The sequence below is a fragment of the Nocardia sp. NPDC005366 genome (assembly GCF_040606855.1).
In the GTDB taxonomy this organism is placed as follows: Bacteria; Actinomycetota; Actinomycetes; order Mycobacteriales; family Mycobacteriaceae; genus Nocardia.
Genome location: NZ_JBEXFQ010000003.1, coordinates 95,526 through 117,174 on the forward strand (window position 1 = coordinate 95,526; position 21,649 = coordinate 117,174).

Consider the following 21,649-nt stretch of genomic DNA (forward strand, 5'->3'; position numbering starts at 1 on the left):
CTCTTCAGCCGTTTACGGGCGCGACGACGGGCAGCCAGCGTGCCACCTCGCTCGCTCGGCTGCCCGACGCCGAGACCGCGCCGTCGCGGACGGCTTGATCGAATTCCAGCAGACCCGTGGCCAGTAGCAGCCAGGTACGCGAGTCTGTCTCCACCACATTCGGCGGCGTCCCCCTGGTATGGCGTGGTCCTTCGATGCACTGCACCGCGACGAACGGCGGAACCCGCACTTCCACCGCGTGACCCGGCGCGGTCGCGGCCAAGGTGCGCGCCGTGGCGCGCACCGCCGCGCCCAACTCGGCCCGGCCCGGCGTATCCGCGGTGTCCTCCAGCAACCACGCGCTCACCGCCCCCACGGCGGTCCGCAACTCGATCGGATCCACTGCTCGCACCACGGTTCGACAGTAACCGAGCGGACAAGCCCATCGACTATCCCGCCGGACGCCGCCGCTCGGCCAGCAAGGGCGCGACGACACCGCCCGCATTGAGGGCGAAGTGCAGGAGCGCGGGTGCGGTAACGCTGTCGGCGCGGCGGCCAAGTGTCGCGAAGACCAGACCGCCCAGGGTCGTCGCCGCGACGGTGGCGATCACGCTGTCCCCGGCGACGCGCGCGGGGTGGATATGCCAGAGGCCGAAAGTGGCGGCGGCGGCGACGGTGCCGACGCGAGGTCCCAAGGCGCTGTCCAACAGGGGATCCAGCGTGGCGCGGAAGATCAGTTCCTCGGTGTATACGGTGCCGATGGGAATATGGACGACGACCCGTTCGGCGGGGTCGATGACGGCGCCACCGACGGCCACGTCATCGGCGGCCACGTCATCGGCGGCCACGTCGTCGACAACAGGGCCGTCGACAACAGGGCCGTCGCCAAACGCGGCCTCGACGATCCGTCCGCGCTCGCCGAATTCCGCGAGCCGATCGCGAATCGCCGGAATTGCGAGCGCGACAGCGTATCCCGCACTCACCGCCGCCGTGGAAGCCAGCCCGTAGCGCACACCTCGTGGCGAACCCCAATTCGGGTGGCCACCCAGCATCACCGCGTACCCCGTCGCGAAGGCTGCGTGCGCAACGGTGCGCCCGCGCTGGTCCAAGCGAAGGTGCGGCAGCAACGTATTGTTCCAGAGCAGCGGAATAGCCACAGCGGCAATCACTTTCGTGATGCTCATTTGGTGACCCGCTCGAAATCCTCCGCCGACTCCAGCTGGAACCGCACCTTCTCGGCCAGTTCCGGATTCCAGTCGGGCGGCTGCGCGACGGCCGCCCAGCCGTCGAGTACCAAACTGCCGTACCTGTGCCCATGGCCGTCGGCGACGCCCTGGGCATTGGTGAGATCGGCGGCGACCTGCCAGAACGTGACGAACGGCCACCAGCGCATCTGCGTGGAGACATCCGATCCGCGCGGTTCGGAGAGCCAATCCGGTCGCGAGAAGATCAGATCCGTAGACCACCAGACGATGGGATCCGACGCGTGCTGCAGGTAGGCGATGCGCGGCGTGCGCCATTCGGTGGCGGGCCTGCCCAGATCGGCGCTGTCGGCGGCGAATCGGACGACGAGGCCGTCTGCGTAGACCGGCTCGACCTCCCGCGACCCCGGATCACGACGCGAGATCAACTGTTCCCACAGCCGATTCGAATTCGGCGGGCCGACCCACAGCGCTCCGTCCACTTTGGCCCGCAGATCGGCCAATCCGTCGAATGCCGCCTCCGAACCCTGCGAACCGAGACTCTCGCCGTAGACGAACAGTCGCGGGCGTTGCCCTTCCGGCCGGACCGACCAGTGCTCGTATACCGCGTCGAACAGTTCCCTGCCCGCGGTGGCGGCCTTGCCTCGGTCCGCGAGGAACGACAGCGCACTGGGCAGATACGAATACTGCGAGGCGACCACGGCGGTATCGCCGCCGTACATGTATTCGATGGACCCGGCCGCCATGGAGTTGACCCAGCCGGTGCCGGTGGTCGTGACCACCACGATCACCTTCCGGTCGAACGCGCCGGTACGTTCGAGTTCGTCGACGGCCAACTGCGCCTGATTCCCGCCTTCGGGGGCGGACTCGAGTCCGATGTAGGCCCGGATCGGCTCCCGAGCGGGTTTACCGGTCACGGCGGCGATCCGGCTGGCACTCGGGCCGTGCGAGACGAACCAGCGGCCCTCGAATCCCAGCGTCTCCCATTTCGCCAGCGACTGCGGGCTGCCCGAACGTTCCGGCTGTCGCGGCTGCACGGCATTGGGCGAGTTGTGATCGTTGCGCACGCTGAACGCCGAATTGGCGGCCGCGAAGAACGCGCGCGAGGCGACACCGTTGAACAACGTCACGGTGAGCACGACCAGCACCAGGATGCCCGCCGTCGGCGCCAGCTCGCGCGGCACCTTCACCCAGCGGTTGAGGTGATGGGCCAGGAACAGCACGATCTCGCGGACCGTCCGGTAGACCGCGACGACCACGACGCCGACCGACAGACTGAGCAGTCCGGTGCGCAGATAGGCGGCGGTATCGGTGCCCTCCATCCCCATCAGCGCGGTGATCTCGCGCTGCCACCTGGCCGATTGCACCAGCATGAGCCCGGCGCTCAGCGCACAGGCGAACAGGACAGCGGATTTGACCGCGTACTCGACCCGGGTCGGCGGGGCGGTGAAGGTGAACCTCGGCAGCCACAGCCGAAGTCTCGGCAGAATCCAGCGCCGCACCCACGGCCGTATCCAGGTCCGGTGCAGCCATTCGAGCAGACAGCCGAGACCGTAACCGAGTGCCGCGTTGACACCGCTGATCAGCCCCTGGAATATCCAGTCCCTCGGCACCAGCGACGGCGTCACCGACAGGGCGAAGAACAGGGTCGCGACCACAAGGCCGACGTAGTTCAGGTCGATGACGTCCTCGATGCGCCGGACCGCCACGACGCCGCGCGCACGCAGCTTCGCGAGTGTGGTGGCGGTGCGGAGCATTCGACCAGTATGGCGGGCGGTCACGGACATGGTGCCCCGCCCGGACCGCCGCGCGCTGGGTTTCGACCTAGATCACATCCGAAGACGCACCCGGGCGCGCCCACCCCGGCGTCGGACCGAAGAAACACGCGACGGCGCCGTCGGTTCGACGGCGCCGTCGCGAAGACGTTCCCTGACTACCCGGGCCCGGTCAGATCGCGCCCGCCCCGAACAGTTTCGGCAACGTGCCCTCGTACGCGGCACGCAGTTGCGCCAGGGGGACCGAGAACTGCCCCTGCACCTCGACCGAATCCGAACCCTGATCGACAACGCCGATCCGCACCCACGGCAGCCCGCGGGCGTCGCACATCTTGGTGAAACGGGTCTCCTCGGTGCGCGGCACCGCGACGAGCACCCGGCCCGCCGATTCGGAGAACAGCGCGACGAACGGGTCCACGCCCTCGGGAAGCAGGATGCGGCAACCGGTTTCGCCCGCGAGCGCGGCCTCGACCACGGTCTGCGCGAGACCGCCCTCGGACAGGTCGTGCGCGGCGCTGATCATGCCGTCGCGCGAACCCGCGGTGAGGATTTCGGCCAGCAGCTGTTCGCGCGCGAAATCGACCTTCGGCGGTACGCCGCCCAGATGATCGTGGGCGACCTGGGACCAGATGGATCCGCCGAATTCGTCGCGGGTGTCGCCGAGCAGGATCAGCGTTTCCCCCGGTTCGAGGCCGAGTCCGGTCGGGATGCGCCGGTGCACGTCATCGATGACACCGAGCACGCCGACGACCGGCGTCGGCAGAATGGCGTCCTGACCGGTCTGGTTGTAGAAGCTGACATTGCCGCCGGTGACCGGGATGCCAAGGGCCACGCAGCCATCCGCGAGTCCGCGCACGGCCTGCTGGAACTGCCACATCACGCCGGGATCTTCCGGGGAACCGAAGTTGAGGCAGTTGGTGACGGCCTTCGGCGTCGCGCCGGTGGTGGCGACATTGCGGTACGCCTCGGCCAGCGCCAGCTGTGCGCCGGTGTAGGGGTCGAGTTTGGTGTAGCGGCCCGAGGCGTCGGTCGCGAGCGCGATGCCGCGGCCGGTCTCCTCATCGATGCGGATCACACCGGCGTCGGCGTGTTCGGCCAGCACGGTATTGCCGCGCACGTAGCGGTCGTACTGTTCGGTGATCCATTTGCGGCTGCACAGCTGCGGGCTGGAGATCATCTGCAGCAGGGTGGCGCGCAGTTCGTCGGCCGTCTTCGGGCGCGACAGCCGGTCCGGGGTGTCGGCGATCAGCGCGTCCTGCTCGTCCGGTCGCCGCACCGGACGCTCGTAGACCGGGCCCTCGTGGGCGACGGTGCGCGGCGGCACGTCGACGACGGTTTCACCGTGCCAGGTGACGACGAGGCGTTCGCCGTCGGTGACCTCGCCGATCACGGTGGCCAGCACATCCCACTTCTTGCAGACCGCCATGAAGGCGTCCACATTCTCGGGGGTGACCACCGCGCACATCCGCTCCTGCGATTCGCTGGAAAGGATTTCGGCGGGAGTCATACCGGTCGCGCGCAGCGGCACCTTGGTCAGATCGATATGCATGCCGCCGTCACCGGCCGCAGCGAGTTCGGAGGTGGCACAGGACAGTCCGGCGCCGCCGAGATCCTGGATGCCGACGACGAGTTCGGCCGCGTACAGCTCGAGACAGCACTCGATGAGCACCTTCTCGGTGAACGGATCGCCGACCTGCACGCTCGGCAGCTTCTTACGCCCCCCGCCGGATTCGTCGCCGGAGAAGGTATCCGAGGCGAGCACCGAAACGCCGCCGATGCCGTCGAGGCCGGTACGCGCGCCGAACAGAATGATCTTGTTACCCGTGCCGGACGCGAAGGCCAGGTGCAGATCCTCGACCCGCATCACACCGGCGCACAACGCGTTCACCAGCGGATTGCCCTGGTAGGACGCGTCGAAGACGGTTTCGCCGCCGATATTCGGCAGGCCGAGCGAATTGCCGTACCCACCGACGCCACGTACGACACCGTCGACCACGCGCCGGGTGTCCGCCGCGTCCGCCGCGCCGAAACGCAGCTGATCCATGACGGCGATGGGCCGAGCGCCCATGGCCATGATGTCGCGCACGATGCCGCCGACGCCGGTGGCGGCACCCTGGTAGGGCTCGACGTAGGACGGGTGATTGTGGCTCTCCACCTTGAAGGTGACCGCCCAGCCGTCGCCGACATCGACCACGCCGGCGTTCTCACCGATACCCGCGAGCATCGAAGCCCGCATCTGTTCGGTGGTGGTCTGGCCGAAGTAGCGCAGGTGCACCTTCGAGGATTTGTAGGAGCAGTGCTCGCTCCACATCACCGAATACATCGCCAGTTCGGCATCCGTCGGCCTGCGACCGAGGATTTCCTTGATGCGGGCGTATTCGTCGTCCTTGAGGCCCAGCTCTTTGTACGGTTGCGGGGTATCGGGAGATGCTGCGGCTGCGCTGACGGTGTCGACCTGCGGAGTCACGGAGTACCAGGGTCCTTTCGGCCGGGCAGGGGGTCGGCAAGCCGGCGGAGCCGGCGGGGTGGCGGGCGAACCCAACGGAGCGACGAGCGTTGTCACTGGGCTGCGGCGAGATGCCTGGCCTCAGTCTAGAGGGAGGACGTCGCCCGCCCGCACCTGAGTGCCCCGCACGAGTCCGTCACACCCGTCGCGGTGATCCGCCCTGATCGCTGAACTATTGCTCTGCGGCCCCGCGCCCGTGGTCACCGGTCACCGATTCGCCGGTCAGCGGCGCGATAACCCCGCCGTTGCCGTCGATTGCGGAATCAGACCGGACGCCGGGACCTCATTGCCCCCCGATACGCTGTGCGGCGTGACGGAACGAGCGGGGGTTGTCCATTCGGCCGACGGGTCGGCAGCCGCGGATCAGGCACGCGCCGACGCCGCGTCGCAGGGACAGTCGCCGTTCTCCGCGCACCGGACGCGCTGGCTGCTCGCCGCCATCGGACTGTTCGCCGTCTCGGTACTCGTCTCCCTGCTCGTGCACTGGTGGAACGGTTATATCGACCTGCTGGTCTACCGCAACGGCGCGCGGGTCTGGCTCGACGGCGGCGAACTCTACGGCCCGATGCCGCCCGTCATGGGCATCGGACTGCCCTTCACCTATCCCCCGCTGGCCGCGTTGTTCTTCGCGCCGTTGGCGCTCATGCCGCTCCACGTGGCCGAGGTGCTGGTGGTGGTCACCAACATCGCGAGCCTGAGTATCGCCATCTGGCTGGTGCTGTCCCGGATCCGCCCCGGCCTCGACCGCATGAGCTCTCTCACCCTCGTGATCGGGGTGGTCGCCTTCGCGAATTTCCTGGAGCCGGTGCGGCAGACCTTCGGTTTCGGGCAGATCAATCTGGTGCTGATGGCGGCGATCTCCCTGGATTGCCTGGTGCGCAAGCCCTTCTGGCCGCGCGGCATGCTGATCGGCATCGCGGTCTCGGTGAAACTGATCCCCGCCGGATATCTGCTGTATTTCCTGCTGCGCCGGGACTGGAAGGCCGCGGGCACCCTGGTGGCCTCCGCCATCGCCGCCGTCGGCCTCGGTTTCCTGCTCTTCCCCAAGGATTCGGTCGAGTACTGGTTCGACACACTCGCCGATACCGGCCGCATCGGCCCGCCCTATTTCGCGGGCAACCAGTCCATCAAGGGCATGGCCTTCCGGCTCGGGGTCTCCGACTCGCTGGCCACCCTGATCTGGATCACGCTGTCGCTGGTGGCCGTCGCCCTCGCCGCGGTCTGGATGCGCAGGCTGATCGATGCGGGCGCGACGGTGGCGGCGCTGCTGGTGAACGCCGCGGCCGTGCTTCTGGTCTCGCCGGTGTCGTGGTCGCACCACTGGGTGTGGGTGGCACCCGCGCTTGTCGTCGCCGCCGACAGCATCGTGCGGGGCAGGCGTGATCGCTGGTATCTCGGCACTGTCGGCGCGTTGACGGTGCTGTTCCTCATCGGCCCGCAGTGGCTGCTGCCGCATTCGAAGGACCTCGAACTCGAATGGGCGTGGTGGCAGCAGCTCATCGGCAGCAGTTACGTCATCGCCACCCTGGCGGTTTTCGTCGCGGCGGTCCTCACCTATCGCCCTGTCCTCGACAGGGACCCCGAAACCGCGGCCGCGTGACTATGCCTCGTCTCCGACGGGGCTGAGGAAGGCGGCGAAGGCGGCGGCGTAGGTGACCACATCGTCGGCCCCCATCATCTCGCGCGCCGAATGCATGGCGAGTTGCGCGGCGCCGACATCGACGGTGGACATCCCCGTACGGGCGGCGGTCATCGGGCCGATGGTCGAACCGCATGGCAGGTCGGCGCGGTGGACGTAGCGCTGCAGCGGAACTCCCGCCTGCGCACAGGCCAGGGCGAACGCGCCCGCGCCCGCCGCGTCGGTGGCGTAGCGCAGATTCTGGTTGACCTTCAGCACCGGACCGCCGTTGACCTCGATGCGGTGGGCGGGTTCGTGCCGGTCCGCGTAGTTGGGGTGGGTGGCGTGGGCCATATCGCCCGAGGCGCAGACCGACCCGGACAGCGCGGCGAGGAATTCGGCGCGACCGCCCCCGCGTCCGAGCACGATCCGCTCCAGCACCGTCGGCAGCAGATCCGATTGCGCACCACGGTCGGACTGGCTGCCGACCTCCTCGTGATCGAACATCGCCAGCACGGGAATCGCCGCACCGGGTGCGTCCACCGCCGCGAGGAAGGCGCGCAGGCCCGCGTAGCAGGTGCCCTGGTTGTCCAGCCTCGGCGCGCTGACCAGATCGGCGTCACGACCGATGAGGCGGCTCGGCGTCAGATCGTGGGTCATCAACTCCCACCCGAGGACATCACCGGCGGACACCCCCGCGTGCTCCGCGACGTAGGCGAGGAACGAGCGCGGCTCGGACCCGATGCCCCACACCGCGTTCACGTGCCGTTGCGGATCGAGGGTGACACCGCGGCGATCCTCGGAAAGGTGGATCGCGAGCTGGGGCACCCGCAGAATGGGTTCATCGATACGGACGAGTGTGTCGCGCACGGTATTTCCTTCACGCACGCTCAGCCGTCCGGAAATCCCGAGTTCACGGTCCAGCCAGGAGTTCAGCCACGCGCCGCCGTAGGGTTCCAGCCCGACCATCTGCCAGCCCGCCACCACGTAATCGGGCTGCTGTTTGACCCGCAGATTAGGACTGTCGGTATGCGCGCCGACCACACGGAAGGGCGTCGCATCCCGCGCGTGCGCGGTGGCCCATGCCACCAGTGACCCGCCGCGCACCACGTAATGTTTCCCCGCCTTGCCCTGCGGCCAGGACGCCGATTCCGGCAACCGGGTGAAACCCTGCTCGTCCAGTTCGCGCGCGACGGTCCGGCAGACGTGGAACGGCGACGGCGACTCGTCGATGAAGGAGCACAGCCCACTCGCGGTGGCGGATGTAGTCGAAACCGGCATGCAGGCGATCCTAGGCACAGCCGACCGGTCGTCCCATCGACCACCCGCTCAGCGCCGGATACGACACGAGCCGCGACAAATCCGAACCCGGTTTCACAGACACCACCCGATCATCTTCGGGCGCGCATTCGTACTCGCAACGAGATCAGCAGAACGAATCCTCAATATGAAACCGTCGAAATGAGCTGGTCCGGTTAATATTTCACGACGCAAACGGCCCGGGATGTGTATTGTGCACATTCCTGATTGCCGATCATCGTGACCTCATCCGGATCCGGACATAAGCTCCGCACACCCGCATGACCCGAAACAAAATCCTCCCGCAGCCGACGAATCGGACAATCTGTAATTCGCCCCGGCTAATTCATCCGATGAATACGTCAGACCTTCTCCCGGACCGGCGAATACCGCGAGGAACTACTCCGGACTGGCCGCAACGAGATCGAGCAGACGCATCAACTCGCCGTAGCGACGCACCCCCATGCGTGCCTGCAATACCTGCTCAGCACGTATTTCCTCGGTCCTGACCGCTGCGACGAGATCGGCGCCGAGATTACTGAGCCCGATCAGGATTCGGCGCCGATCCTCCTCGGCGGCCACCCTGAAGATCAATCCGCGTTCGGCGAGATAGTCCGCATGCCGGGTAGCCGATGACGGTGGCAACTGCGACCGCGATGCCAATTCACTCATCGTCACACCAGCCTCAGTGGACAAATTAGACAACATTGTCCACTGGTCGGCCGAAAGCTGTTTCGCACACAATGCGGCATCGAGGTGACGCAGCCAGCGACGCTCCGCGGCCCGCAGTGCACCATGCAGCGTGGAATATCCGCTTACAATGGTCGTCATAATTTCCCGCCCGCCATGAATTCGCTCGAACGAGAAGCAGAGTACCGAATAGCCGCGTTCGGCGAGAGCCCAGACCGCACCGGGGACATTCTCGACATCGTCACGCGACAGGCCCCCGGCGATATCCTCGCTCCCCCACGACACCGCGATCGCCCCGGCGGTTCCCGAAATCGACAGCGGTACAGGTGTTCTCGGACGCGCGATCCACGCCCCGCAGCATCGCCCCGCCCGCACGGCGCGAGACGATCGCGGCCGAGCAGACGAGGCGCGGGCCCCGAGGCCGCCGAACTACACGGCTACCAGGCTGTCGAGCACCGAGAGGAAAAGTCCCATACCGTCATCACTCGGCCCGGTCAGCGGTTCGGTGGCATGCTCCGGATGCGGCATCAACCCGACGACACGTCCGTTGGCCGACGCGATCCCGGCGATTCCGCGCTGCGATCCGTTGGGGTTCTCACCCGCGTACCGGAACACCACGCGCCCTTCGCCTTCGAGCTCATCGAGCACTTCGGCCGATGCCTGGTACCGGCCTTCGCCGGATTTCAGCGGAATCAGGATCTGCGCACCGGGTTCGTAGCGCGAGGTCCACGCGGTGCCGACCGACTCCACCTTCAGCCACTCGTCGCGGCAGATGAAATGCAGACCTTCGTTGCGGGTCAGCGCGCCGGGCAGCAGCCCCGCTTCGCACAGCACCTGGAAGCCGTTGCAGATGCCGAGCACCGGCAGACCCTGTCGCGCGCCTTCGACGACTTTGCCCATGACCGGCGCGAATCGGGCGATGGCGCCCGCGCGAAGGTAGTCACCGTAGGAGAAGCCGCCGGGAACGACGACGGCGTCGACCTGTTTGAGATCGGCGTCGGCATGCCACAGATTCACCGCTTCGGCGCCGGCGCGCCGGACCGCACGGGCCGCGTCGACGTCGTCGAGCGTCCCGGGGAAGGTGATGATTCCGATCCGCGCGCTCATGAGACGCGGACCACCTTCCACTCCTCGATAACGGTGTTGGCCAGCAGCGCTTCGGCGATCTGCTCGAGTTCGGCATCGCTGACGCTGTCGTCCACATCGAGTTCGAACCGCTTGCCCTGCCGTACTTCCGAGACTCCGGCGAATCCCAGACGCGGGAGCGCACCGGCGATGGCCTGTCCCTGCGGATCCAGGATCTCGGCCTTCGGCATCACCTCGACCACGACCTTTGCCACGCGTTGCTCCTCAAGTGGTATTCGGGGGGTTACCAGCGAATCCTAATCGCCGTCGCTGTTCGAACCCCGTGCGGGGTGGGGTGCGAATGGGCACGCCGCCAATAGCATGGCTCCATGCGAATAGCTCACTTCGGCCACTCCTGCATCCTCGTCGAGTTGCACGGCAAGAAGGTGTTGTTCGATCCGGGCAATTTCTCGCACGGATTCGAAGGCATCACCGGCCTGGACGCCATCGCGGTGACCCACCAGCATCCCGATCACATCGACCCGCAGCGTATCGAGGCCCTGATCGACGCCAATCCCGGCGCGCGACTGTTCTGCGACCCGCAGACGGCCGCGCTGCGCGGCGAAGCGTGGGAGGCGGTGCACGCGGGCGCGGTCATCGAACTCGGCGATCTGCGGATCACCGGCGGTGGCGGCAGGCACGCGGTGATCCACCCGGAGATTCCGGTGGTCGATAACACCGTCTTCCAGCTCGGCACCGCGCAGGACCCGTCCCAGCTGGTCCACCCCGGCGATTCGCTGTGGGTTCCTTCCACCCCGGTGGGTGTGCTGGCGATTCCGGCGGCGGCCCCGTGGATGCGTATCAGCGAGGCCGTCGATTACCTGCGCGCCGTCGCCCCCCGCACCGCCCTGCCCATCCACTTCGGCATCCTCGCGCCGGAGGCCAGGGGCATCTATTTCGGACGACTCTCCGAGATGGGTCCGGCCGCAACGGAATTCACCGTCATCGCCCCCGAGGACGCTCGCGAATTCGCGACGTCGGATCAGGGACCGACCGGCTGATCCCAGCCGCCATCGGCGCCGAAGCGGGTGAGGAACAGCGCCAAGGCCAGGGCGACGCGCTCGATTTCGGAGGGGTCGACGCTTTCGTTGGGGGCGTGGATCAGGCAGCGCGGTTCCTCGACGCCGAGCAGCATGATTTCGGCGTCCGGGTAGGTGTCGGCGAATACCGTGCACAGCGGGATGGAACCGCCCTGCCCCTGGGTGGTGGTCGCGCGCCCGTAGGACGCGGCCAGCGCCGCCTCCATCGCGGCGCGGGCCGGTCCGCCGGAGCTCGAGCTGAACGGCGCGCCGGTCGCCTCGGTGGTCACCGTGATCTTCGCGTGCCACGGCGTATTCGTCTCGAGGTGTGCGGTGAGCGCTGTCAGCGCCACGTCCGGGTCGATGCCGGGCGGGATGCGCAGATTCAGCCGGGCCCGGGCCGAGGGCTGGATCGCTGCGGAGGAGCCGACGACATTCGGGGCGTCGATGCCGAGCACCGTCAGCGCGGGCCGGGCCCAGAGCATATCGGCGACGGTGCCGTCACCGGTCAGGCCGACTCCGCCGAGAACACCCGCGTCGCCGCGGAACTGGTCGTCCGGGTATCGCACCCCCGCCCATTTCTGATCGTTGGGCAGACCGGTCACCGTGGTATTGCCGCGCTCGTCCCGCAGGGTGGCCAGCAGATGGATCAGGGCGGCCAGCGCGTCCGGCGCCGCGCCGCCGAACATGCCGGAGTGCACCGGGCCCGCGAGGGTTTCGATGGTGACGACGACATTGACGTTACCGCGCAGGGTTTCGGTGAAGGTCGGCACGCCGACGGCGACATTGCCGCTGTCGCAGATCAACAGGGCGTCGGCGCGCAGCAGGTCGGCGTGGTCGGGCACGAAAGCCTCCAGGCCACCGGTGCCCTGTTCCTCCGATCCCTCGGCGACGAGCGTGATCCCGACCGGGAAATCGTCGCCGCAGACCTCACGCAACGCGCGCAACGCGGTCAGTTGAGTCACGATATTGCCCTTGCAGTCGGCACTGCCGCGGCCGTACCAGCGACCGTCCTTCTCGGTCAGCGTCCACACCGGAGTGCGCCACGCTCCGTCATCGAGCGGCGGCTGCACGTCGTAGTGGCAGTACAGCAGCACCGTCGGCGCGCCGGGCGGCGCGGGCCTGCGCGCGATGACCGCCTTACTGCCGTCGGGCGTTTCGTGCAGGCCGACATCGGTCAGTCCGACTCCGGCGAAGGCGTCGGCCACCCACTGGGCGGTCTTCTCGCATTCCTCGGCGGGGAACTGCCGGGGATCGGCCACCGATTTGAACGAAACCAGCTGCGCGAGATCCTGTTTCGCATTCTTCATCAGCGCGCGGACCCGGCCGCGCAACTCGGCGGTATGCGGATCATCGCCAGTCATGTCGGCCCCTCACTTCGTCGTATCGTTCAACGTTGAATCTTCCACGCGCCGCGGACGACCGCCGAGCCGACCTGGGCAGTGAGTCGCGGTGGGTCGCGGTGGCCGTTCCCATGATCCAGCACGCACCCAACGGCCTCGGGTTCGCCGTCGATTCACTCTGGCATGGACCGTTCGATCCTTCGGTTCGATTCAGCGGACCGCGCGGTCCGTGTCGCACGCGATGCCGAGCGATGAGCCGGCAATCGAAAACGATCGGGTCGCACCGTCTGCGGCCCGCGGCCCCATCACCACCTCCATGAAGTAAATAGCGATCATCGAGCAACACATCGTGTGGTATTGATAGGCAAGCAAGACAATCAGTTTCATCGGGTCGGCGCACAGAGGGCACAGACCCGGCAAATATTCTCCGCGAACGCGCTCTGGAGGCGAGATGCCCGAAGATATCGAAGCCGACGATCTGTTCGCCATGGCCGGGCTACAGCACGGCGCTCCCCGCGCCGGGTTTCCCGAGACGGAGATGTTCCCGGATGTGGCCTATCAGCTCGTGCACGACGAATTGCTGCTCGACGGCGTGTCCAGGATGAATCTGGCGACATTCTGCACCACCTGGAGCGACGACTACGCCCGCAGACTGATGGCCGAATCACTGGACAAGAACATCGTCGACAAGGACGAGTACCCGCAGACGGCGGAACTCGAGCAGCGCGGCGTGCGGATGGTCGCCGACCTGTGGAATTCTCCCGATCCGGCGGCGGGTATCGGCACCTCCACCACCGGTTCCAGCGAAGCGGCCATGCTCGGCGGGCTCGCCGCCAAATTCCGCTGGCGCAAACGCGGCGGTACCGGCGCACCGAATTTCGTCTGCGGGCCGGTGCAGGTCTGCTGGGAGAAGTTCGCGCGCTACTTCGACGTCGAGATCCGCCAGATCCCGCTGCGCGGCGATCGTCTGACCATGCATCCCGACGATATCGCCGCCTACTGCGACGCGAACACCATCATGGTGGTACCCACCTTCGGGCAGACCTTCACCGGCCTGTTCGAGGATGTCGCGGGGATCAGCGAGGCGCTCGACGATATCCAGGCCGCCACCGGCCACGACATCCCCCTGCACGTCGACGCCGCGAGCGGCGGTTTCCTCGCGCCGTTCTGCGCACCCGATCTGGTGTGGGATTTCCGCCTCCCCCGGGTGAAATCGATCAACGCCTCCGGCCACAAGACCGGCCTCGCCCCGCTCGGCGCGGGCTGGGCGATCTGGCGTGAGCCCGCCGACCTGCCCGAGGAACTGATCTTCGATGTCGATTACCTCGGCGGTTCCATGGCCACCTTCAATCTCAATTTCTCCCGGCCGGGTGGACAGGCCATCACCCAGTACTACGATTTCATCCGGCTCGGTCGCACCGGCTACACGCGGGTGCAAGCCGAGATCTATAGGGTGGCAAAGTATTTGGCCGACGGCCTGGACGCGACCGGACTTTTCGAGATGATCCACGACGGTGATCCGCGGCGTGGCATCGCCGCGGTGTCGTGGCGACTGCGCGGGGAGCAGAGTTTCAACCTCTACGACCTGTCGGATCGGCTGCGCAGCCGCGGCTGGCTGGTCGCCGCCTATCCGCTGCCCGCCGACCGGGGCGGGGAGACGATCATGCGCGCGGTGATCCGGCACGGCTTCACCCACGACATGGTGGAATTGCTCCTCGCCGACATGGATCGCTGCCTGACCATGCTGTCCAAACATGCACTCGGTCTGTCCAGCGCCGAGGCGGGCGGTTTCACACATACGGCGACCGCGGCCGTCCCCAGCGAACGGGCCACCCCGGTGCGGGGCTGATCAGGCCGCCGCACGCCGCCGCCCGTTCACGCCTGTTCCGGGCGGCGGCGCCGATCGGGCGTCCGCAAGGGTGGTCCCGACCGGATCCACCCGCGACGTCGCCGACCACACCGCACAGGGCGGCGTCTTCTACGCCGCCCGAGCGGCGGCGAGCGGCTCCCAGCGATAGACCTCGCTGGTAGCGCCGTGATAGCGGGCCAGATCGACGGCGTCGATCATGGCTTGGCGTGGACCCGAACGCTGCAATTGGGCGGCCGAGACCGCCAGGCGCAGAATGCCCCCGCGCCGGGAGGTGCGGGCCGCGCCCATCACCAGCGCGCGGCACCACCACGGTTCGGCGCGGAAACCCTCGCCGATGCCGTACACCCTGGCGCGCTGCGCGGTATTGCGTTCCAGATCCAGCACCGAGGTCAGGCCGAGCGCCAGCCGGAAACCCACCGAGGGCAGCGCCTCGATGGCCCCGGCCGAGGCGTCCCAGCGCGGCGCGGCGAACAGCCGGGTGCGCAGTTCGACCTGCTCCATCACCCGATCCGCGGCCGTCAACCGCAGCCGTGCCTCGTGCCCTGGCAGGGCGGAGAATTCGGCGCGACGCCGTTTGGTGGCGGCCTGGTCATAGCCGTGCAGCACGATGGCATCGCCCCTGGCCCGCCGCCCGCGCAGCCAGCTCTGCGTCGCGGGATCATCGACCAGCCGGTACTTACCCTTCAGCCGGGGCGCGACCAGCAGCGAGAGCCGTACATCGCGACGATCCATCTCGGCGGCGAATTCGATCGCGGCATCTCGGGTGGTGTCCCGGATACCCGACACGGACACGAGCAGCTCGGCGTTCATGGTCCCACGGTGTCAGGTCGATATGACGCGGACATGCAGCGGACATGACGACGCGACGAACTCGCGGCGGCACTACTTATCCGTCAGGCCGAGGGTGTCGAGCACCCACGCGTATTCGAACGCGACTTCCTTCCACTTCTCGTACCGGCCGCTGACACCGCCGTGGCCCGCGCTCATCTCCGTCTTGAGCAGCAGCGGAGAATCCCCCGTCTTGGTCGCGCGCAATTTGGCGATCCATTTGGCCGGTTCCACGTAGAGGACACGGGTGTCGTTCAGGCTGGTGATCGCCAGAATCGCGGGATAGTCCTTGGCCTCGACATTCTCGTACGGGGCGTAGGACTTCATGTAGTCGTAGACATCCTTGTCCGCCAGCGGATTACCCCATTCGTCCCATTCGATGACGGTCAGCGGCAGCGACGGATCCAGAATGGAGGTCAGCGGGTCGACGAACGGGACGTTGGCCAGGATGCCCGTGAACAGTTCGGGCGCGAGATTGGCGACCGCGCCCATCAGCAGCCCGCCCGCGCTGCCGCCGTCGGCGACCAGACGGTCCGCGACGGTGACCCCGGAATCGATGAGATGCCGTGCGCAGGAGACGAAATCGGTGAAGGTGTTCTTCTTGGTGAGGGTTTTGCCGTGCTCGTACCAGAGCCTGCCCATCTCACCGCCGCCGCGCACATGCGCGACCGCGAACACCATGCCGCGATCCAGCAGCGACAGCCGCGATGCCGAGAAGGAGGGATCCATACTGGCCTCGTAGGAGCCGTATCCGTAGAGCAGCAGCGGTTTCGGTCCTTCGGGCAGACCCTTCTTCCGCACCAGCGAGATCGGAACCCGCGTACCGTCCTCGGCGATGGCCCAATCACGGTGCTGCTCATAATCGGTCGCGTCGTAGCCGCCGAGCACCGGCTGCTCCTTGCGTAACAGCAGCGCGCCGGTCGCCGGCACGTAATCGAAGACCTGCATCGGGGTGATGAAGGAGGTCAGCCCGATCCGCAGGGTCGGCTGCTCCCATTCCGGATTGGCGCCCGGGCCGACGGCGAACAATTCCAGATCGAATTCGAGCTCGCGCAGTTCGCCGTATCCGCTGTCGGTCAACGGCCAGACCGCGACCCTGGTCAGCGCCTCGCGGCGGTAACTCAGCACCAGGTGATCGGAGAAGGGGTCGACATCCTCCAGCCGCACGTCGTCGCGATGGGCGATCAACAGGGTCATATTCGACGGATCGGCGACGGGGGCGTCGGCGAGCACGAAATTCTCCGCCTTCACCCCGTCCACGACATCGTTGTGCAGGATCAGCAACCGATCCTCGCCGCCGATCACCGCGTGTTCGGCGGAATATTCGACGCCTTCGCGGCGCGGCAGGATGACCCGGAATTCGCCCTCGGGATTATCGGATTCGAGTACCCAGCCCTCGGTGGTGATCTTGGATCCGACCCAGATCATCAGGTACTTCTCCGAGCGGGTGGCGCCGATACTCACCCAATAGCGCTCGTCGGGCTCGTGGAAAACCTTCACATCGGCGTTGGTCGCGGTGCCGAGACGATGGCGCCAGACGGTATCGGGGCGCCAGGATTCGTCGACGGTCTGATAGAAGACGTGCGTCCCGTCCAACGACCAGGTCGCGCCGGGCGCGGTACCCGCGATCTCGTCGCCGAGCAGTTCACCGGTGCGCAGATCCTTGAAGCGCAGCGTGTAGCGCTCGTCGCCTACGGTGTCGACCGAGTAGGCGAGCAACGTGCCGTCGTGGCTGAGCGAGAACGCGCCCAGTGCGAAGAACCCGTGTCCTTCGGCCAGCAGATTGCTGTCGAGCAGCACCTGCTCCCCCGCGACCTCGGTACCCGCTTCCAATCGAGGCGGGGTCCACGCGTCGATTCCCTCGGCGGCGGCGTCGATCGGGCACCGGCAGTGCACCCCGTACTGCTTACCCTCGAAGCTGCGCGAGTAGTACCAGTACTCGCCCATCCGAGTCGGCACGGAGAGGTCGGTCTCCTGGGTGCGTGACCTGATCTCGTCGAAGATCACATCCCGCAGCCCGCCCAGATGTGCGGTCCGCGCCTCGGTGTAGGCGTTCTCCGCCTCCAGGTAGGCGATGACCTCGGGATTCTCCTTATCCCGCAGCCATTCGTATTCGTCGACGAAGACGTCGCCGTGATGCACCCGTTCGGTCGGCACCGTCTTGGCGATCGGCGCCGCCACCACACTCTCGACAGACATGCGAACTACCCTACTGTTTCCCCGTTCCCGCCCTCCGGATGACGAGCGGACTCCACACCGACGGCGGCGCGGCCAACTATTCTCGCGGAATGCGCACCCATATCGCCGTTCGCCTCGCCGCGACCGCCGCGCTACTGCTGTCCGCGGTGGGTTTCGGCGCATTCGCGCCCGCCGCCGCCTGTGCCTGCGGCGGCGTGGTCAGTCCGGGGAATTCGGCCACCGTGCACGACGAAGTGGCGCTGGCGGGATGGGACGGACGTCGCGAGACCATCGTGATGCGGCTCGCCCTGGAGTCCGGCACCGACCACGCCGCGCTGATCGTGCCGACGCCGACCCCAGCGCGAGTGAGCGCGGGCTCGGCCGGAACCTTCCCCGAACTGGCACGCCTGACCGCACCCGAGATCGTCACCGAGCGGCACTGGTTCGCCGGCGACGGCGGCGGCGAGACCTCGGCCGCGGCGCCGCCCGGCCGCGGGCCGACGATCCTCGAGCAGGTGCGGCTCGGACCGATCGAGGCGACCACACTCTCCGGCGGCAGCCTGGACGGTTTGCGAAACTGGCTGGGCGCCAACGGGTACGAGATGAAACCGGAGGTGACCGCTACCCTCGACCCCTATCTGCGCGAGAACTGGTCGTTCGTCGCCGTCAAACTCACCGGCGCCGGAACGCTCACGGGCGCACTCGATCCGATCCGGCTGACCTTCGATTCGGATCGTTTCGTCTATCCCATGCGCATGTCGCGCGCGGCCGAAAGTCCACAGACCGTGCGGCTCTATCTGCTCGGTGCTCATCGCCTGCAACGCACCGACGCCGACGCGGGCACGCAGTACAACGGCGTCGAATTCGCCGGCCGCATCGGCGATATCGAGGATCAGGAACTCAGGGAGCTGACCGGAGGCGGCAACGACTACCTGACCGAACTCTCCGTCGGCATCCACCACCCCGCCTCGATCACCACGGATTTCGTCTTCGCCGCCGCGCCGGGCGATGAGACGTATCGTCGACGCGTCACCGATATCGAATATGTCGAATTATTCGGATTCCCCGCGGGCACAGTGATTCTCGGTGTCGTGTCCCTCGCGGCGGCGCTGGTGCTTTTCGCCGTCGTCCGCGTGGTCCGCAGACCTTCCTGAGGGATCAGGCCCCGATGGCGGGGCCGATGGTGGGCCAGGAGGCGTGCAATTTGTCCTGCCAGTAGGACCAGGAATGGGTTCCGGTGGAGCTGTATTCGATCCGCGCCGGAATGCCGAGCGAGCGCAGGCGCTGGTCGAAGGCGACGGTGCAGGTGTTGATCCCCACCTCGACCGGACCGCCGAGGACGATGTTCTCGGCCAGCTGCGGTTTGATCTCCGCCTCGTGCGGACCCGGCACCCCCGTGCCGGTGGACAGGTAGATCGTCTTGCCGCGCAAGCGGTCTGCCATCAGCGACGGGTCGTGCTCGGCCCAGGCCGCACTGCCCGGCGGACCCCACATATTGGCGGGGTTACCGCCGCGATTGGCGATGGAGAACATCACCCCGCCGGTGGCGAGCCCGGTATCGGGGCAGGCGCTGTACCCCGCGACCGCGCGATAGAGGCCAGGATTGCGCGCGGCGAGAATGAAGGCCGCGTTACCGCCCATGGACAGCCCGCCGATGGCGTTCACGCCGTTGCCGTCGAAACGGGCGTCGATGATCGGAGGTAATTCCTGGGTGAGAAAGGTTTCCCACTGGTACCGGCCGAAATGCGGATCGTCCTGCTGCCAATCGGTGTAGTAGCCTGCCTGGCCGCCGACCGGAAGCACCACGTTCAGGTTCTTGCCCGCGAAGAACGCCTCCGCGTCGGTGGCATTGAGCCAGGTGCTCTGCCCGACACCCGGATCGAGTCCGTCGAGCAGGTAATAGGACGGACGATCGCCGCCACCGGCCGGATGTAGGACGTCGACCTGGATGGTTCGGCCCATCGCGGGCGATTCGATGAAGACCTCCGAACGGGTCGGGCTCACATCGTCGATCCGGACGACTCGCGCGGCGGAGGCCGTCGCGGGCTCCGCGACCACCGGACCGAGCAGCGCGCCCGCGATCATCAGCATCGAAGCAGCAACCTTGACCGGCCGCACGTCCCCACCTCCATCACCACACGCCAGCAGCCCTCAACGTAACCCACGCGACAGTATCGTGGGAGCGAATTGCCGCCCTAGCGTCGCCGTAGCAAACTTTCCGGTCCGTAACCACGCCTACGGAAGCGCCGCGGGATCACCCTCGGCGATCGAGCGCGCCGCGGATCGAGCCCGCGAGATAGTCCAGGTCGACGCGATGCGGGCTGGTCGGGCGACCACGTAACCCGAAACCGTCGCCCGCTGTGCGCGGGATGACGTGCAGGTGCACATGGAATACCTCCTGCCCGGCCAGCGCTCCGTCGGCCAAGAAGAAGTTAACCCCATCGCAGCCCACCTCGCTATCCCGTAGCGCCCCCGCCAGCAATTGCGCCACCTTGAACAGTTTCCCCCCGACCTCGGGATCGAGTTCGGACAGATCGCGCGCGGCCACCTTCGGCACGACCAGCAGATGTCCCGGCGTCATCGGGCGGATATCGAGAAACGCGAGCACGTCGTCGTCCTCGTACACCTTGGACGCGGGCGCACGCCCGGCGACGATATCGGCAAAGATCGTGTACGGATTCACCCCGGCACCCTAACCCGGACCATCCGGGACGACGACGCGCGAATGTCGCCGCCGTCACGGAAACCCGTGGCGCCGTATCCGATTACAGAATCGGGGACGGGGTGTAGCGGGCCGCGTCGGGATAGCTGTCCACGAGTTTCTGCACGGCGGCGATCACGTCACCGACCTGGGCCTCGGCCGCACCGATGAACGCGGATTTATCGGCGAGCGCCGCGTCGAGTCCCGCACGATCCAGCGGGAAGCGCGCGTCGGCGGCGAGACGATCCAGCAGATCGGGTTCACGCCCCTGCTCACGCATGGCGAGCGCGACCGCGACCGCGTGTTCCTTGATGACCTCGTGGGCGGTCTCCCGGCCGACGCCCGCGCGCACAGCGGCGATCAGCATCCTGGTCGTGGCGAGGAACGGCAGGTAGCGATCGAGTTCGCGGGAGATGACGGCCGGATACGCCCCGAATTCGGTGAGCACGGTCAGGAAGGTCTCGATCATGCCGTCGATCGCGAAGAAGGCGTCGGGCAGCGCGACGCGACGCACCACCGAACAGAAGACGTCGCCCTCGTTCCACTGCGCGCCCGCGAGTTCGGCGGCCATCGAGGCGTAGCCGCGGAGCACCACCTGTAGGCCGTTGACCCGCTCGCACGAACGCGTGTTCATCTTGTGCGGCATCGCCGAACTACCGACCTGGCCCGGCTGGAAACCCTCGGTGACCAGTTCGTGGCCAGCCATCAGCCGGATCGTATGCGCGAAGGACGACGGGCCGGCGCCGACCTGCACCAGCGCCGAGAGCACATCGTGATCGAGGGAACGCGGATACACCTGACCGACGCTGGTCAGCACGGTCGCGAAACCGAGATGCCGGGCAATCTGATGTTCCATGGCGGCCAGCTTTTCCGCGTCGCCGTCGAGCAGGTCGAGCATGTCCTGCGCGGTGCCCATCGGTCCCTTGATACCGCGCAGTGGGTACCGGTCGATGAGTTCGCGCACCCTGGTCAGCGCGATCAGCAGTTCATCAGCGGCCGAGGCGAAACGCTTACCGAGCGTGGTGGCCTGGGCAGCGACATTGTGCGAACGGCCCGCCATCACCAGCGTCTGGTACTCGGCGGCCCGCTCGGCCAGCCGAGCGGCGACGGCGACGCCGTGGGAGTACACATGTTCCAGCGAAAGCCGGATCTGCAACTGCTCCACATTCTCGGTGAGGTCGCGGCTCGTCATGCCCTTGTGCACGTGTTCGTGCCCGGCCAGCGCGTTGAACTCCTCGATGCGCGCCTTCACATCGTGGCGGGTGACCCGTTCACGCTCGGCGATCGAGGCCAGATCCACCTGATCGATGACCCGCTCGTAATCGGCGACGACACCGTCCGGGATATCGACGCCCAACTCGGACTGCGCCCGCAACACCTCGAGCCACAGCCGCCGCTCCAGCACGATCTTGTTCTCGGGTGACCAGAGGTGCACCAGCTGAGGGCTGGCATACCGGGTGGCGAGAACATTGGGAACAAGACTCACGACCGCACCTCGCTGACGCTCGGATCCATC

Annotated in this window: 19 protein-coding genes; 4 read left to right on the forward strand and 15 right to left on the reverse strand. The window is 67.1% G+C overall.

All coding sequences use genetic code 11. The annotated features are described in order from the left end of the window. Positions 1 to 4 precede the first annotated feature (4 nt). From ABZS43_RS04800 to purL, 4 genes are all read right to left on the reverse strand, one after another. Complete coding sequence (locus ABZS43_RS04800; protein WP_355034466.1) at positions 5 to 394, reverse strand: sterol carrier family protein; 390 nt, start codon at positions 392 to 394, stop codon at positions 5 to 7. A gap of 34 nt (positions 395 to 428) precedes the next feature. Then, positions 429 to 1,163, reverse strand: a complete 735-nt coding sequence (locus ABZS43_RS04805; RefSeq protein ID WP_355034467.1) for a CPBP family intramembrane glutamic endopeptidase — start codon at positions 1,161 to 1,163, stop codon at positions 429 to 431. Continuing rightward, positions 1,160 to 2,938 (reverse strand): alpha/beta hydrolase, encoded by a 1,779-nt coding sequence (locus ABZS43_RS04810; RefSeq protein ID WP_355034468.1) that lies wholly within the window; start codon positions 2,936 to 2,938, stop codon positions 1,160 to 1,162. Before ABZS43_RS04810 ends, ABZS43_RS04805 begins: the two co-directional genes overlap by 4 nt. 190 nt (positions 2,939 to 3,128) lie before the next feature. Continuing rightward, the gene (purL, locus tag ABZS43_RS04815; RefSeq protein ID WP_355034469.1) at positions 3,129 to 5,423 is read right to left on the reverse strand and encodes a phosphoribosylformylglycinamidine synthase subunit PurL; all 2,295 of its coding nucleotides are present in this window, start codon (positions 5,421 to 5,423) and stop codon (positions 3,129 to 3,131) included. A gap of 349 nt (positions 5,424 to 5,772) precedes the next feature. Between purL and ABZS43_RS04820 the strand changes: the two genes are divergently transcribed. Further along, positions 5,773 to 7,062, forward strand: coding sequence for a glycosyltransferase 87 family protein (locus ABZS43_RS04820; RefSeq protein ID WP_355034470.1), 1,290 nt, complete (start codon positions 5,773 to 5,775; stop codon positions 7,060 to 7,062). Here ABZS43_RS04820 and ABZS43_RS04825 read toward each other — a convergent pair whose 3' ends face one another. From ABZS43_RS04825 to purS, 4 genes are all read right to left on the reverse strand, one after another. Beyond that, positions 7,063 to 8,361, reverse strand: coding sequence for a M18 family aminopeptidase (locus ABZS43_RS04825; protein ID WP_355034471.1), 1,299 nt, complete (start codon positions 8,359 to 8,361; stop codon positions 7,063 to 7,065). Positions 8,362 to 8,778: 417 nt separating this feature from the next. Next, positions 8,779 to 9,354 (reverse strand): MarR family transcriptional regulator, encoded by a 576-nt coding sequence (locus ABZS43_RS04830; RefSeq protein WP_355034472.1) that lies wholly within the window; start codon positions 9,352 to 9,354, stop codon positions 8,779 to 8,781. A gap of 144 nt (positions 9,355 to 9,498) precedes the next feature. Next, positions 9,499 to 10,176: a phosphoribosylformylglycinamidine synthase subunit PurQ gene (gene purQ, locus ABZS43_RS04835; RefSeq protein ID WP_355034473.1), complete on the reverse strand. Its 678-nt coding sequence runs from the start codon at positions 10,174 to 10,176 to the stop codon at positions 9,499 to 9,501. After that, positions 10,173 to 10,409: a phosphoribosylformylglycinamidine synthase subunit PurS gene (gene purS / locus ABZS43_RS04840; RefSeq protein ID WP_355034474.1), complete on the reverse strand. Its 237-nt coding sequence runs from the start codon at positions 10,407 to 10,409 to the stop codon at positions 10,173 to 10,175. The genes purQ and purS overlap by 4 nt, the downstream gene beginning before the upstream one ends. A 114-nt stretch (positions 10,410 to 10,523) precedes the next feature. On the opposite strand from purS, the gene ABZS43_RS04845 reads away from it, so the two are divergent. After that, positions 10,524 to 11,195: an MBL fold metallo-hydrolase gene (locus ABZS43_RS04845; RefSeq protein WP_355034475.1), complete on the forward strand. Its 672-nt coding sequence runs from the start codon at positions 10,524 to 10,526 to the stop codon at positions 11,193 to 11,195. On the opposite strand, the gene ABZS43_RS04850 is transcribed toward ABZS43_RS04845, so the two are convergent. Continuing rightward, positions 11,177 to 12,577 carry a dipeptidase gene (locus ABZS43_RS04850; protein ID WP_355034476.1) on the reverse strand — a complete coding sequence of 467 codons (1,401 nt, stop codon included), beginning with the start codon at positions 12,575 to 12,577 and terminating at the stop codon, positions 11,177 to 11,179. The genes ABZS43_RS04845 and ABZS43_RS04850 overlap by 19 nt on opposite strands. A 189-nt stretch (positions 12,578 to 12,766) precedes the next feature. Next, positions 12,767 to 12,943 carry a hypothetical protein gene (locus tag ABZS43_RS04855; protein WP_355034477.1) on the reverse strand — a complete coding sequence of 59 codons (177 nt, stop codon included), beginning with the start codon at positions 12,941 to 12,943 and terminating at the stop codon, positions 12,767 to 12,769. 64 nt (positions 12,944 to 13,007) lie between these two features. Here ABZS43_RS04855 and ABZS43_RS04860 point away from each other — a divergent pair, with 64 nt between their 5' ends. Continuing rightward, complete coding sequence (locus ABZS43_RS04860) at positions 13,008 to 14,405, forward strand: glutamate decarboxylase (RefSeq protein ID WP_355034478.1); 1,398 nt, start codon at positions 13,008 to 13,010, stop codon at positions 14,403 to 14,405. A 129-nt stretch (positions 14,406 to 14,534) separates the two neighbouring features. On the opposite strand, the gene ABZS43_RS04865 is transcribed toward ABZS43_RS04860, so the two are convergent. After that, a complete protein-coding gene (locus ABZS43_RS04865; RefSeq protein WP_355034479.1) occupies positions 14,535 to 15,236 on the reverse strand; it encodes a DUF2334 domain-containing protein in 702 nt (233 codons plus the stop codon). 72 nt (positions 15,237 to 15,308) lie between these two features. After that, positions 15,309 to 17,453, reverse strand: coding sequence for a S9 family peptidase (locus ABZS43_RS04870; RefSeq protein ID WP_355034480.1), 2,145 nt, complete (start codon positions 17,451 to 17,453; stop codon positions 15,309 to 15,311). A gap of 38 nt (positions 17,454 to 17,491) precedes the next feature. Between ABZS43_RS04870 and ABZS43_RS04875 the strand changes: the two genes are divergently transcribed. Next, positions 17,492 to 18,586 carry a DUF2330 domain-containing protein gene (locus tag ABZS43_RS04875; protein ID WP_355034481.1) on the forward strand — a complete coding sequence of 365 codons (1,095 nt, stop codon included), beginning with the start codon at positions 17,492 to 17,494 and terminating at the stop codon, positions 18,584 to 18,586. Between the two features lie 4 nt (positions 18,587 to 18,590). Here ABZS43_RS04875 and ABZS43_RS04880 read toward each other — a convergent pair whose 3' ends face one another. The 3 genes from ABZS43_RS04880 to purB form a co-directional block, all read right to left on the reverse strand. Next, on the reverse strand, positions 18,591 to 19,523 hold the full coding sequence (locus ABZS43_RS04880) for an alpha/beta hydrolase family protein (RefSeq protein ID WP_355034482.1): 933 nt from the start codon (positions 19,521 to 19,523) through the stop codon (positions 18,591 to 18,593). Positions 19,524 to 19,686: 163 nt separating this feature from the next. Then, positions 19,687 to 20,115, reverse strand: coding sequence for an HIT family protein (locus ABZS43_RS04885; protein ID WP_355034483.1), 429 nt, complete (start codon positions 20,113 to 20,115; stop codon positions 19,687 to 19,689). 82 nt (positions 20,116 to 20,197) lie between these two features. Next, positions 20,198 to 21,619: an adenylosuccinate lyase gene (gene purB, locus ABZS43_RS04890; RefSeq protein WP_355034484.1), complete on the reverse strand. Its 1,422-nt coding sequence runs from the start codon at positions 21,617 to 21,619 to the stop codon at positions 20,198 to 20,200. Positions 21,620 to 21,649 lie beyond the last annotated feature (30 nt).

Excerpts from the sequence above, each read along its gene's own strand:
- ABZS43_RS04805 (WP_355034467.1), bottom strand. The coding sequence starts at position 1,163 with ATGAGCATCACGAAAGTGATTGCCGCTGTGGCTATTCCGCTGCTCTGG.
- ABZS43_RS04810 (WP_355034468.1), bottom strand. The coding sequence starts at position 2,938 with ATGCTCCGCACCGCCACCACACTCGCGAAGCTGCGTGCGCGCGGCGTC.
- ABZS43_RS04825 (WP_355034471.1), bottom strand. The coding sequence starts at position 8,361 with ATGCCGGTTTCGACTACATCCGCCACCGCGAGTGGGCTGTGCTCCTTC.
- purQ (WP_355034473.1), bottom strand. The coding sequence starts at position 10,176 with ATGAGCGCGCGGATCGGAATCATCACCTTCCCCGGGACGCTCGACGAC.
- ABZS43_RS04845 (WP_355034475.1), top strand. The coding sequence starts at position 10,524 with ATGCGAATAGCTCACTTCGGCCACTCCTGCATCCTCGTCGAGTTGCAC.
- ABZS43_RS04850 (WP_355034476.1), bottom strand. The coding sequence starts at position 12,577 with ATGACTGGCGATGATCCGCATACCGCCGAGTTGCGCGGCCGGGTCCGC.
- ABZS43_RS04855 (WP_355034477.1), bottom strand. The coding sequence starts at position 12,943 with ATGAAACTGATTGTCTTGCTTGCCTATCAATACCACACGATGTGTTGC.
- ABZS43_RS04860 (WP_355034478.1), top strand. The coding sequence starts at position 13,008 with ATGCCCGAAGATATCGAAGCCGACGATCTGTTCGCCATGGCCGGGCTA.
- ABZS43_RS04865 (WP_355034479.1), bottom strand. The coding sequence starts at position 15,236 with ATGAACGCCGAGCTGCTCGTGTCCGTGTCGGGTATCCGGGACACCACC.
- ABZS43_RS04870 (WP_355034480.1), bottom strand. The coding sequence starts at position 17,453 with ATGTCTGTCGAGAGTGTGGTGGCGGCGCCGATCGCCAAGACGGTGCCG.
- ABZS43_RS04875 (WP_355034481.1), top strand. The coding sequence starts at position 17,492 with ATGACGAGCGGACTCCACACCGACGGCGGCGCGGCCAACTATTCTCGC.
- ABZS43_RS04880 (WP_355034482.1), bottom strand. The coding sequence starts at position 19,523 with ATGCTGATGATCGCGGGCGCGCTGCTCGGTCCGGTGGTCGCGGAGCCC.